This is a genomic window from Pseudomonas sp. GM102, from assembly GCF_000282555.1.
Taxonomy (GTDB): Bacteria; Pseudomonadota; Gammaproteobacteria; order Pseudomonadales; family Pseudomonadaceae; genus Aquipseudomonas.
Window position 1 is genome coordinate 1 of the sequence record NZ_AKJB01000128.1, and the last position, 11,565, is coordinate 11,565.

Annotated in this window: 11 protein-coding genes; 3 read left to right on the forward strand and 8 right to left on the reverse strand. The window is 59.2% G+C overall.

Going from position 1 to position 11,565, the window contains the following annotated elements; translation table 11 throughout:
* Positions 1-132: 132 nt before the first annotated feature.
* Positions 133-819, reverse strand: coding sequence for an SDR family oxidoreductase (locus tag PMI18_RS02765; RefSeq protein WP_007906794.1), 687 nt, complete (start codon positions 817-819; stop codon positions 133-135).
* A gap of 25 nt (positions 820-844) precedes the next feature.
* On the reverse strand, positions 845-1,195 hold the full coding sequence (locus PMI18_RS02760) for a MerR family transcriptional regulator (RefSeq protein WP_007906796.1): 351 nt from the start codon (positions 1,193-1,195) through the stop codon (positions 845-847).
* Positions 1,196-1,277: 82 nt separating this feature from the next.
* On the opposite strand from PMI18_RS02760, the gene PMI18_RS02755 reads away from it, so the two are divergent.
* On the forward strand, positions 1,278-1,742 hold the full coding sequence (locus tag PMI18_RS02755) for a hypothetical protein (RefSeq protein ID WP_007906798.1): 465 nt from the start codon (positions 1,278-1,280) through the stop codon (positions 1,740-1,742).
* A gap of 40 nt (positions 1,743-1,782) precedes the next feature.
* Here PMI18_RS02755 and PMI18_RS02750 read toward each other — a convergent pair whose 3' ends face one another.
* The 6 genes from PMI18_RS02750 to PMI18_RS02725 all read right to left on the reverse strand — a co-directional run bounded on the left by PMI18_RS02750 (position 1,783) and on the right by PMI18_RS02725 (position 8,330).
* On the reverse strand, positions 1,783-2,709 hold the full coding sequence (locus tag PMI18_RS02750; RefSeq protein ID WP_007906801.1) for an ABC transporter permease: 927 nt from the start codon (positions 2,707-2,709) through the stop codon (positions 1,783-1,785).
* Positions 2,709-3,815 (reverse strand): ABC transporter permease, encoded by a 1,107-nt coding sequence (locus tag PMI18_RS02745; protein WP_007906803.1) that lies wholly within the window; start codon positions 3,813-3,815, stop codon positions 2,709-2,711. The genes PMI18_RS02750 and PMI18_RS02745 overlap by 1 nt, the downstream gene beginning before the upstream one ends.
* Positions 3,816-3,826: 11 nt before the next feature.
* Positions 3,827-5,392: an ABC transporter ATP-binding protein gene (locus PMI18_RS02740; RefSeq protein WP_007906805.1), complete on the reverse strand. Its 1,566-nt coding sequence runs from the start codon at positions 5,390-5,392 to the stop codon at positions 3,827-3,829.
* A 587-nt stretch (positions 5,393-5,979) separates the two neighbouring features.
* Complete coding sequence (locus PMI18_RS02735) at positions 5,980-6,561, reverse strand: IMPACT family protein (RefSeq protein WP_007906806.1); 582 nt, start codon at positions 6,559-6,561, stop codon at positions 5,980-5,982.
* A 7-nt stretch (positions 6,562-6,568) separates the two neighbouring features.
* Positions 6,569-7,219: a TetR/AcrR family transcriptional regulator gene (locus PMI18_RS02730; RefSeq protein WP_007906807.1), complete on the reverse strand. Its 651-nt coding sequence runs from the start codon at positions 7,217-7,219 to the stop codon at positions 6,569-6,571.
* Positions 7,220-7,409: 190 nt separating this feature from the next.
* Positions 7,410-8,330, reverse strand: a complete 921-nt coding sequence (locus PMI18_RS02725; RefSeq protein ID WP_007906808.1) for a LysR family transcriptional regulator — start codon at positions 8,328-8,330, stop codon at positions 7,410-7,412.
* A gap of 139 nt (positions 8,331-8,469) precedes the next feature.
* Here PMI18_RS02725 and PMI18_RS02720 point away from each other — a divergent pair, with 139 nt between their 5' ends.
* Both PMI18_RS02720 and PMI18_RS02715 read left to right on the forward strand, forming a co-directional pair.
* The gene (locus tag PMI18_RS02720) at positions 8,470-9,819 is read left to right on the forward strand and encodes an aspartate aminotransferase family protein (RefSeq protein WP_007906809.1); all 1,350 of its coding nucleotides are present in this window, start codon (positions 8,470-8,472) and stop codon (positions 9,817-9,819) included.
* A 65-nt stretch (positions 9,820-9,884) separates the two neighbouring features.
* On the forward strand, positions 9,885-11,378 hold the full coding sequence (locus PMI18_RS02715) for a CoA-acylating methylmalonate-semialdehyde dehydrogenase (RefSeq protein WP_007906810.1): 1,494 nt from the start codon (positions 9,885-9,887) through the stop codon (positions 11,376-11,378).
* The last annotated feature ends 187 nt before the right edge of the window (positions 11,379-11,565 follow it).

Below are 11,565 nucleotides of genomic sequence, written 5' to 3' on the forward strand. Positions count from 1 at the left end.
AGGGGGCTTGCCCCCGTTGGGCTGCGAAGCAGTCCCCAAATCTCTGATGTACCAAAAATTTTGTGAGTGCTACGCACTCAAACGGGGGCAAGCCCCCTCGCCACAGCTCGCTCCCACAGGGGAATGTGGTGTTTACCAGGGAATGGTCTCGCCCCTGTAGTTCACAAAATGATGCCCGCCCTTGCCGGCATACGCATTCACCTGATCAATCAAGCCGCGTGTGCTGGTCTCCACATCAATGTCGGCACCTTCGCCACCCATGTCAGTCTTCACCCAACCCGGGTGCAGCGACAGTACGGTGAGTTTCTGTTCGCCCAGTTGTGTGACGAAGCTGTTGGTCATGGAGTTCAGCGCCGCTTTGCTGGCCTTGTACAGCGCCAACTCCGGCGCGTCGGGCATGGTCACACTGCCCAGCACCGAACTCATGAACGCCAGCACGCCGCTGCCATCGCGAATCTGCCCCACGAAACGCTGGGCCAGATTGATCGGCGCCACGGCGTTGGTGAAGAACAGCTGACCCACCTCGGCCAACGTCGCGCCACCCGGCGTCTGGACCTCCGGGCCCTTGACCCCGGCATTCACGACCAACAGGTCGAAGACTTCGCCCTTGAGTTGTTGGCTAAGGGCGATGACCGCTTGCTGATCGTCCATGTCGAGTTTTTCGATCCGCACCTTGCCCAGCGCTTGCAAGGCTTCGGCGCTCTGCGGGTTGCGCACGGTGGCGGTGACTTGCCAGCCGTCGGCCAGCAGGGTTTTCACCAGACCGAGGCCCAAGCCTCGGGAGGCGCCGATGATGAGTGCGGTTTTTGCCTTGGACATGAATGGCTTCCTTGATGGATGAGAATCACGGATTTAATGGACAACGTTGACCGAGCCGATGTTGCAGTTCCTGACGCAAGACATCGAGTTCGGCGATGCGGGTTTCGATCAGGTTCAGTTTGTCTTGCAGCAGTTGGGTAACGGCATTGGCCGGGTCGGGCGCCTGCCACAACGCGGCGACGCTGCTGCCGATCTCGCCGAGGGTAAAGCCCAGTCGCTGGGCCGTCTTGATGTAGAGCACCAGTTGCACCATCTCCGCCGGATAGTCGCGATAACCATTGGCGCTGCGTTGCGCGGCGATCAATCCGCGCTGCTCGTAAAAGCGCAATGTGTCGCGGCTGACGGCGCTGGCCTGGGCTAATTCACCGATGCGCATCTTGATGTCTCGAGAGGGCTTGACCCTGGAGCATACTCCAGGCTTTAGCCTTGTTGCTCCCTGAATTTATGGAGCAAGACGGATGTGGACTTCAACGCAATATCGTCAAGTGGTGCGTGGCAGTGCGTGGTACGACCTGATCGTGACCGCTGCTTTTGTGACGCCGTGGAGTTTTGCGGCGTTGCATGGCGTGTTGTTAAGCCTGAGCCAGACTTTCAATCTGCCTGGCGAGCTACCGCCGTTCGAGCCGATGCACATGCTGATGGCGAATTTGTTGGGTTCGATTGTGTGCGTGTGGGCGGTGCTGCGGATTCGTGATCCGCAGCAGGTGTTTGGGCGGTATGACGCGGTGGGGCGGTTTCTGTTTTCGGCTTGGCAGCTGTATGCCTTGCTCCACGGCGCCAGCTCATTGCTGGTTGTTTTCCTGGTCTTTGAATTGGCGTGGGGCGTTGTTCAAGTGTTGCCTGTTCGGGCGCCTTCGCGGGCAAGCCTCGCTCCTACGGATTTGAGTCGTTCACCTCATCGGCGAACTACACAAAACCTGTAGGAGCGAGGCTTGCCCGCGAAGAGGCCCTAACGGCCAACACCTAATGCCCAGCCTGCCACGGCTGCCCCAACGACACCGGCGCATACAGCCGTGTGCGCACGGCATCCCGGGACAGCAGCACCAACACCACAATGGTCGCGACATACGGCAGCATCGCCAGCAGGCTCGACGCAATCGCCAGCCCCAATCCCTGCGCCACCAAATGCAGGATGCTGGCGAGACCGAACAGATACGCTCCGAGCAGCAATCGCCACACCCGCCAACTGGCAAACACCACCAGCGCCAGGGCAATCCAGCCGCGACCGGCGCTCATGTTTTCCGCCCACATCGGCGTGTACGCCAGGGACAGATAAGCGCCGGCCAACCCAGCCATGGCCCCACCAAACAGCACCGCCAGCGTACGCACGCGCAACACCGGCAAACCCACGGCACTGGCGGCATCCGGGTTTTCGCCGACGGCCTGAATGATCAACCCGACGCGACTTTTCAGAACCACCCAGGCCACTAATGTGAACAGCGCGAATGACAGGTACACCAGCAAGTCCTGGGCAAACAGCATCCGCCCGATCAGCGGGATTTCACTCAACAACGGAATCGCCACCGGCTCAAAACCCGCCAACGGTTTGCCAACCCACGCTGCGCCGACAAAGGTCGACAGGCCCACGCCGAAGATCGTCAACGCCAACCCGGTCGCCACCTGATTGGCGTTGAACACCAGTGCCACCAAGGCAAACAGCGACGACAACAGCATCCCGGCGAGCATTGCCAGCACCACGCCAAGCCAGAGGTTGCCGCTGTTCAGCGCGACGATGAAACCGATCACCGCCCCAAACAGCATCATGCCTTCCTGCCCCAGATTGAGGACGCCACTCTTCTCGCAAATCAGCTCGCCCAGCGCCACCAGCAACAACGGCGTACCGCAGCGAACCATGGCGTAGAAAATATTGCTCAGCAGATCGATATCCATCACAAGGCTCCTGCGTGTACGGCGGTGGTTGGTGCACGGCGAGCCCAGTGCAGGTTCAAACGCGGTCGGTAGAGAATCAGCACGTCACTGGCCAGCAGGAAAAACAGCATCATCCCCTGGAACAATTGAGTGATCGCTTGCGGCAGGTTCATGCTCATCTGTGCGCTTTCGCCGCCGATGTACAGCAGCGCCATCAACAGGCTGGAGAACAGAATGCCGATGGGATTCAGTCGCCCGAGAAACGCCACGGTGATCGCCGCATAGCCGTAACCCGGTGAGACCTGCGGCACCAGTTGGCCGATCGGCCCGGTGACTTCGCACACGCCGGCCAGTCCCGCGAGGCCGCCGCTGATCAACAACGCTAGCCAGATCAGCCGTTTCTCGCGAAAGCCGACGAAACCGGCGGCGCGCTTGTCCAGCCCAAGCACTTTGATCTGGAAGCCGACAAAGCTTTTCTGCAGCAACACCCACGCCGCCACCAGCGCGAGCAAGGCGAAATACACACCGGCATGAACCCGGCCGTCCTCCATCAACAGTGGCAGTCGACTGGCATCGCCGAACATTGCCGACTCTGGAAAGTTGAACCCCGCCGGGTCCTTCAGCGGCCCGTGGACGCAGAACAGCAGCAGGTTCAGGGCGATGTAATTGAGCATGATGCTGGTGAGGATTTCATTGGCGTTGAAGCGCGTGCGCAACCACGCCGTCAGCCCGGCCCATGCGGCGCCGGCCAGGGTGCCTGTGAGCAGGATCAACACCAGCGCCCAGCGGCTTTGCCAGCCAATGATGTTCACTGCCAACGCACTGCCGGCGAGGGCGCCGAGCAGCAACTGACCTTCGGCGCCGATGTTCCAGATCCGTGCCTGATACGCCACCGCCAGGCCCAATGCGCAGAGCAGAATCGGCAACGCTTTGACCAACAATTCAGAGACGCCGTACAAGTCGCTGATCGGTGCAATCAGCAACGTATGCAAGGTCAGCAACGGATCGTGGCCCAGGGCGATAAACAGCAATGAGCCACAGCCCAGCGTCAACACGGCCGCCAGCAAGGGCGAGCACCACAACATCAGGCGTGATTGCTGGCCACGGGGTTCGAGAGAAAGCAGCATGTGAAACTCCGTTAAAGCGCTACGGGGGCAGGTGATTGAGGTGTGTCGAACTGGCCGGCCATCCAGCCGCCGACGTCGCTCAGGCGGGTATCGACGGTCGCCTTCAGGGGCGACAATCGACCTGCGCACAACGCAGCGAGGCGATCGCTGACCTGGAACAGTTCGTCGAGGTCTTCGGAGATCACCAGGATCGCCGCGCCAGCATCACGCAAGGCAATCAACGCCCGGTGAATGGTCGCGGCCGCGCCGACGTCCACGCCCCAGGTCGGGTGCGCGGCGACCAACAATTTAGGCTGTTGAAGGATCTCCCGGCCGAGGATGAATTTTTGCAAGTTGCCGCCCGACAGGCTGCGAGCAGGCGCCTGGGCATCGGGTGTCTTGACCCCGAAGCGGCGAATGATGTCTTCGGCCAGCGCTTGGACCTTGCCGCGCTGGATCAGCCCGTTGCTGACTAGCCCCTGTTGAAACGCAGTGAGCAGGGCGTTATCCGCCAGGCTCAGTTCCGGCACCGCGCCATGGCCCAGACGCTCGGCGGGGACGAACGCCAGGCCAAGTTTGCGTCGTGCATCCGGCCGCAGATGCGCCACCGGTTGCCCGCCGAAACTGATCGTTGCGCTGTCATCGCGGGGTAACCGTTCTTCACCACTGAGCAAGGCCAGCAACTCATCCTGGCCATTGCCGGCCACCCCGGCGACCCCCACGATTTCGCCGCTGCGCACGTTGAAATCAATACTCTTCAGAGAGCAGCCGAACGGGTCCGGGTTGTGCCAGGACAATCCCGTCACACTCAAAAACGCATCAGCCCCCATGACCTTTGGATAGTCAGTGATCAGCTCCGCGGCTTCCCCGACCATCAACTGCACCAGTTGCCGATCCGAGCACTGCGCCGGCACGCAATGCCCGGCTACCCGACCTCCACGCAACACCGTCGCGCTGTGGCACAACGCGCGCACTTCGCCGAGCTTGTGGCTGATAAACAGAATGCTGCAGCCCTCGGCGGCCAGTCGACGCAAAGTGACGAACAATTCGTCGGCTTCTTGCGGGGTCAGAACAGATGTCGGCTCATCGAGAATCAACAGGCGGATGTCCTGCATCAGGCAGCGAATGATTCCCACCCGTTGACGCTCGCCGATGGACAGGCTGTGGACAAGTCGCTCCGGTTCCAGGGCCATGCCGTAGCGTTGGGACACTTCACGAATCTTCGGTTCGAGCTGCTTCGGCGTACCCGCCGCCGCACCCATGGCCAGCGCGATGTTCTGCGCCACGCTCAGGGTTTCGAACAGCGAGAAATGCTGGAACACCATGCCAATCCCCAGGCCGCGAGCCTGGGCCGGATTGCGCATGGTCACACGCTGGCCCTGCCAGATCATTTCCCCTGAGTCGGCGTGAGTGACGCCATAGATGATCTTCATCAGGGTACTTTTGCCCGCACCGTTTTCGCCGAGCAGGGCGTGAATTTCACCGGGCGCAATGCTCAAGTCGATGGCATCGTTGGCCAGGCAACCGGGATAACGTTTGCTGATTTTGCGCAATTGCAGGCGGGGTGTTTGATCGGGGATCGGCACGGGGTTGGACATGACAGGCTCGGGTCGACAGAAGTTATGCCTGGGGATAAAGCAATTTCCTGGCCATTGAGTCAGGAAATCGGCAAGGCCTTGCTGGTTTAGGGTTGTGGGCGGTGTCTCGCCTTATTCCAACTCCGAATCAGGCACCACTTGAGGGCACGTTCTTTGATCAGGCTCTGGTTTTGCGCGCTGTGAATTGATCAAAAAACGAGCAATACCTTGCAAGCTATGTCGGACATGGGGCTGCGCCAGCCATGAACGGGTTATCCACAGGTTGTTCCACAGTATTTGTGCGCAAGCCGAGCGGAGGAGCATAAGCACTGAGGGGCTTTCTTCTAATGGCGATAAACCGCTCTAACTGTTTGTTTTTACGTGGAATAAATGTTGTCGTTGGGAATTTGGATGAAAAATGAGCAAAGCCCGCAAAGCCGCATGACAGAAGGGTTACAGGGGAATGTGCTCAGGTTATCCACAGCTGGGTGCACAGCAGATGTGGGCAAGTATCGAGAATAAGGAAAACCGGGGCGCCCCAAAAGATCGCAGCGCCCACAGGCGCGTAGGAGCTGCCGAAGGCTGCGATCTTTTGATCTTTTGATCTTTTATCGCTGCAACAAAATGCGCCCGCGACTCAAGTCCGCCAGCTGCGTTTGCAGGGTATCTATCTGCCCCTCGCCGATCGCCAATTGCAGTTCCACGCCATTGGCCGTGAAGGTTTCTTCCACGACCAAACCACCCAGTTCCGCTACCCGAAGTTTCACCAGCGCCAATTCACTAAATGCGCAGGCACAACTCACCGGCACCCGACTGATCAGCTCGACTTTCGGCGCCCCTTGCAGGCATTTGTTGGCACCGCCGCCATAGGCCCGGGCGAGGCCGCCGGTGCCCAGTTGAATGCCGCCATACCAACGGATCACCAGCACCGCGACCTGATCGCAATCTTGCGCTTCGATCGCTGCCAGAATCGGCCGGCCAGCGGTGCCGCCGGGTTCGCCATCATCGTTGCTGCGATATTGATCGCCGAGTTTCCAGGCCCAGCAATTGTGCGAGGCGTTCAAATCACTGTGCTGCTCGATGAACGCTTGGGCATCGGATGCGCTAGTGATTGGTCCGGCGAGGGTGATGAAGCGGCTTTTGCGAATCTCTTCGCGGTATTCGCAAAAGCCGCTGAGGGTAAAAGGCATAAGTGTCTTAGATAGCAGGCGTCAGGCCGCAGCCTTTGAGAATGATGCGGATCAGGTTGTTGCCGGCGTCTTCCATGTCTTGCTTGGTCAACTTGGTGCGCCCGGTGACACGGCAGATCTGCGTGGCAAAGTCGGCGTAATGCTGGGTGCTGCCCCATAGCAGGAAGATCAGGTGCACCGGGTCGATGGGGTCCATTTTGCCGGCGTCGATCCAGGTCTGAAACACTGCGGCCCGGCCCTGAAACCAGATGCGATAGTCCTGGTTGAAATGCTCGCTCAGGCATTCGCCGCCGCTGATGACCTCCATGGCGAAGACCCGCGAAGCTTGTGGCTGGCGCCGGGAGAATTCCATTTTTGCGCGAATGTATCGCGTCAATGCTTCTGCCGGATCATCCTCAACAGTCAGGGTATTGAAGGTGCTGTCCCACAATTCAAGGATGTTACTCAGCACCTCCACGTACAAACCCAGTTTGTTGGTGAAGTAGTAATGCAGGTTCGCTTTGGGCAACCCGGCCTTCTGCGCGATGGTGTTCATGCTGGTGCCTTTGAACCCGTGACGGGCGAACTCGTCTTCGGCGGCTTTGATGATGGTCTCTTCGTTCTTCTGACGAATGCGGCTGGCGGGTTTGCCGCCGTGGGCTGGGACTTCAAAGGTCATAGGCACTTCCGAACAGGTAAATGGGTGCAACCAGATGCGTTGATAGCGCACCCGCAGGCCGCAGACAAGTCCTGTCGCGATAAAACCCTGCCCTTGTAGGAGCGAAGCTTGCTCGCGAAGGCGGGGTGTCAGTCAGCATTAATGTTAAATGTTAAGCCGTCTTCGCGAGCAAGCTCGGCTCCTACCGTTTTCAGCGCGTTGCAGCCAGACTCTCCAAAAAGCTCTCCAGCACCAAATGGGGACGACGACCCTTGCGTGTGACAGATGCCAGGCTCAGGTCATAAAAACGTGCCTTGGGTTTCAGCGCACGCAATCGGCCTTGTTGCACCCAGAGGCTGGCGTAATGATCCGGCAGATAACCGATGTAGCGCCCGGTCAGGATCAGAAATGCCATGCCTTCGCGATCCGATGCACTGGCGGTGCAGTTGAGCGCCTGATAGTGGGCCTGGATCTCGGCGGGCAAACGGAAGGTCGGGGCGATGGCGTCCTGCCTATTGAGACGCTCATCGTCCAGTTGTTTGTCGTCGACATAGAACAACGGATGGCCGACTGCGCAATACAGCAGCGAACGTTCGCTGTAGAGCGGCTGATATTCCAGACCCGACAGCGCACTGGCCTGCGGCACCACGCCGACATGCAAGCGCCCGTCGAGCACACCTTGTTCGACTTCATTGGGCGCGATCATGCGAATCTGGATTTGCACGTCCGGGCCGCGTTCTTTCAACTGCGCCAAGGCGTGGGTGATGCGCATGTGGGGCAGGGTGACCAGGTTGTCGGTCAGGCCAATGGTTAATTCGCCGCGCAAATGTTGATGGAGGCCGTTGACCTCGGTGCGGAAACTTTCCAGCGCACTTAATAGCTGCAGCGCAGATTGGTAGACCTCGCGGCCTTCTTCGGTCAGGGAAAAACCGGCGCGACCTCGCTGGCACAGACGCAGGCCGAGGCGTTGCTCCAGATCGCTCATCTGCTGGCTGATGGCCGAGCGACCGATCCCCAGCACCGATTCTGCCGCGGAGAAGCCACCGCATTCCACGACGCTGCGAAAAATCCGCAACAGGCGGATATCAAAGTCACTGACTTGCGCCAGCGGATCGGGACGACGGCTGCTCATGCTTTATTCACTCAAAGTTTAGTAGCTGGCTGACTGAAGGTTAGAAAAGTTGGATTTCACCGACTTTATCTCCGTGGCAATTTAGCTGCAAGAACGCTTTTCATCTCCACGCCGCTTATTGCCCTGCGAGGTTTTGCCCATGAACGTGCCTGAAAACGCCCCGACTTCCCTGGCCAGCCAGCTCAAGCTCGATGCTCACTGGATGCCCTACACCGCGAACCGCAATTTCCAGCGCGACCCGCGACTGATCGTGGCTGCCGAGGGCAGTTGGCTGACAGACGACAAGGGCCGCAAGGTCTACGATTCGCTCTCGGGCCTGTGGACCTGCGGCGCAGGACACACCCGCAAGGAAATTCAGGAAGCGGTGGCCAAGCAATTGGGTACCCTGGATTACTCGCCGGGCTTCCAGTACGGCCACCCACTGTCGTTCCAGTTGGCCGAGAAAATCACCGACCTGACACCGGGCAATCTGAATCACGTGTTCTTCACCGACTCGGGTTCCGAGTGTGCAGACACGGCGGTGAAAATGGTGCGTGCTTACTGGCGCCTGAAAGGCCAGGCCACCAAAACCAAAATGATCGGTCGAGCTCGTGGTTATCACGGCGTGAACATCGCCGGCACCAGCCTCGGTGGCGTGAACGGCAACCGCAAACTGTTCGGTCAGGCGATGATGGATGTCGATCACCTGCCGCACACTTTGCTGGCGAGCAATGCTTTCACTCGTGGCATGCCGGAGCAGGGTGGTATCGCGTTGGCGGATGAATTGCTCAAGTTGATCGAGCTGCACGATGCCTCGAACATCGCAGCGGTATTCGTCGAGCCATTGGCCGGTTCCGCTGGCGTGCTGGTTCCGCCGCAGGGTTACCTCAAGCGTCTGCGCGAGATCTGCGATCAGCACAACATCCTGCTGGTGTTCGACGAAGTGATCACCGGTTTTGGTCGTACCGGTTCGATGTTCGGTGCCGACAGCTTTGGCGTGACGCCGGACCTGATGTGCATTGCCAAGCAAGTCACCAACGGCGCGATCCCGATGGGCGCAGTGATTGCCAGCTCCGAGATCTATCAGACCTTCATGAACCAGGCGACGCCGGAATACGCGGTGGAGTTCCCGCACGGCTACACCTATTCCGCGCACCCGGTAGCTTGTGCTGCGGGCCTGGCGGCACTCGACCTGCTGCAAAAGGAAAACCTGGTGCAGAGCGTGGCGGAAGTGGCGCCGCATTTCGAAAATGCATTGCATGGTTTGAAGGGCTCGAAAAACGTCATCGACATTCGTAACTACGGGTTGGCCGGTGCCATCCAGATTGCGCCTCGCGACGGCGATGCCATCGTGCGTCCGTTCGAAGCCGGCATGGCTCTGTGGAAAGCCGGGTTCTACGTGCGCTTCGGCGGCGACACCCTGCAGTTCGGCCCAACCTTCAACAGCAAGCCGCAAGACCTCGATCGCTTGTTCGACGCGGTCGGCGAAGTGCTGAACAAAATCGACTGATTTTTCCCTTCTATATAGAGGCGCTCGGTTATGGGCGCCTGTGGACAACTTTTCTGGAGCCCTGCATGAGCCTTATCCCGCATTTGATCAATGGCGAACTGGTGACCGAAGACGGTCGTACGGCCGACGTGTTCAACCCGTCCACCGGTCAGGCGATCCACAAGCTGCCGTTGGCCAGCCGTGAAACCATTCAAAAAGCCATCGATTCGGCCAAAGCTGCGTTCCCGGCCTGGCGTAACACTCCGCCCGCCAAGCGTGCGCAGGTGATGTTCCGCTTCAAGCAACTGCTGGAACAGAACGAAGCCCGCATCGCCCAACTGATCAGCGAAGAACACGGCAAGACCCTGGAAGATGCGGCCGGTGAATTGAAGCGCGGGATCGAGAACGTCGAGTTCGCCTGTGCTGCACCGGAAATTCTCAAGGGCGAGTACAGCCGTAACGTTGGGCCGAACATTGATGCCTGGTCGGATTTCCAGCCATTGGGCGTGGTGGCTGGTATTACCCCGTTCAACTTCCCGGCCATGGTGCCGCTGTGGATGTATCCGCTGGCGATCGTCTGTGGCAACTGCTTTATTCTGAAACCCTCCGAGCGTGATCCAAGCTCGACGCTGCTGATTGCTCAGCTGCTGTTGGAAGCCGGCCTGCCGAAAGGCGTGCTGAGTGTGGTGCATGGCGACAAGGCTGCGGTGGATGCCTTGATTGAAGCGCCGGAAGTCAAAGCGCTGAGCTTCGTCGGCTCGACACCGATTGCCGAATACATTTACGCCGAAGGCACCAAGCGCGGCAAACGCGTCCAGGCGCTGGGCGGGGCGAAAAACCACGCGGTATTGATGCCAGATGCGGATCTGGATAACGCAGTCAGCGCACTGATGGGCGCGGCGTACGGTTCGTGCGGTGAGCGCTGCATGGCGATCTCGGTGGCTGTCTGCGTCGGCGATCAAGTGGCGGATGCGTTAGTGGCCAAACTGGTACCGCAGGTCAAAGCGCTGAAAATCGGTGCCGGTACGACCTGTGGCCTGGATATGGGGCCGCTGGTTTCCGGTCAGGCTCGCGATAAAGTCAGTGGCTATATAGAAGACGGCGTTTCAGCAGGTGCGACCTTGGTGGTGGATGGTCGTGGTCTGAGCGTGGCCGGTCATGAGGAAGGTTTCTTCCTGGGCGGTTGCTTGTTCGATAACGTCACGCCAGAGATGCGCATCTATAAAGAAGAGATCTTCGGGCCGGTGCTGTGCGTCGTTCGGGTCAACAGCCTGGAAGAGGCGATGCAACTGATCAACGATCACGAATATGGCAACGGCACCTGTATCTTCACGCGTGATGGGGAAGCGGCGCGGTTGTTCTGCGATGAGATCGAAGTGGGCATGGTCGGCGTCAACGTGCCTTTGCCGGTGCCGGTGGCTTATCACAGCTTTGGCGGTTGGAAGCGTTCGCTGTTTGGCGATCTGCATGCTTATGGTCCGGATGGCGTGCGGTTCTATACCCGTCGCAAGGCTATTACCCAGCGTTGGCCGCAACGGGCGAGCCATGAGGCTTCGCAATTCGCATTCCCTAGTTTGTAAGTAGAAGGGAAGAAGGCCGGCCCCTAGGGGCCGGCCTTCGTGTTTTCGGGGCTTCTTTGCCTTATATGACAGAATTGTGAAATCAGGGGTTGACGGCAGATTCTGGAAGTCTATAATTCGCCCCACTTCCGGCGCAGTCGAAACGGAAAACTCCTTGGTAAACAAAGAGTTATGCAGTTTTCGGCAG

What these genes read in the sequence shown, in the direction of transcription:
- PMI18_RS02730 (WP_007906807.1), bottom strand. Translation starts at nt 7,219, where the DNA reads ATGACCTTTGAAGTCCCAGCCCACGGCGGCAAACCCGCCAGCCGCATT.
- PMI18_RS02750 (WP_007906801.1), bottom strand. Translation starts at nt 2,709, where the DNA reads ATGGATATCGATCTGCTGAGCAATATTTTCTACGCCATGGTTCGCTGC.
- PMI18_RS02720 (WP_007906809.1), top strand. Translation starts at nt 8,470, where the DNA reads ATGAACGTGCCTGAAAACGCCCCGACTTCCCTGGCCAGCCAGCTCAAG.
- PMI18_RS02735 (WP_007906806.1), bottom strand. Translation starts at nt 6,561, where the DNA reads ATGCCTTTTACCCTCAGCGGCTTTTGCGAATACCGCGAAGAGATTCGC.
- PMI18_RS02755 (WP_007906798.1), top strand. Translation starts at nt 1,278, where the DNA reads ATGTGGACTTCAACGCAATATCGTCAAGTGGTGCGTGGCAGTGCGTGG.
- PMI18_RS02740 (WP_007906805.1), bottom strand. Translation starts at nt 5,392, where the DNA reads ATGTCCAACCCCGTGCCGATCCCCGATCAAACACCCCGCCTGCAATTG.
- PMI18_RS02760 (WP_007906796.1), bottom strand. Translation starts at nt 1,195, where the DNA reads ATGCGCATCGGTGAATTAGCCCAGGCCAGCGCCGTCAGCCGCGACACA.
- PMI18_RS02765 (WP_007906794.1), bottom strand. Translation starts at nt 819, where the DNA reads ATGTCCAAGGCAAAAACCGCACTCATCATCGGCGCCTCCCGAGGCTTG.
- PMI18_RS02715 (WP_007906810.1), top strand. Translation starts at nt 9,885, where the DNA reads ATGAGCCTTATCCCGCATTTGATCAATGGCGAACTGGTGACCGAAGAC.
- PMI18_RS02725 (WP_007906808.1), bottom strand. Translation starts at nt 8,330, where the DNA reads ATGAGCAGCCGTCGTCCCGATCCGCTGGCGCAAGTCAGTGACTTTGAT.
- PMI18_RS02745 (WP_007906803.1), bottom strand. Translation starts at nt 3,815, where the DNA reads ATGCTGCTTTCTCTCGAACCCCGTGGCCAGCAATCACGCCTGATGTTG.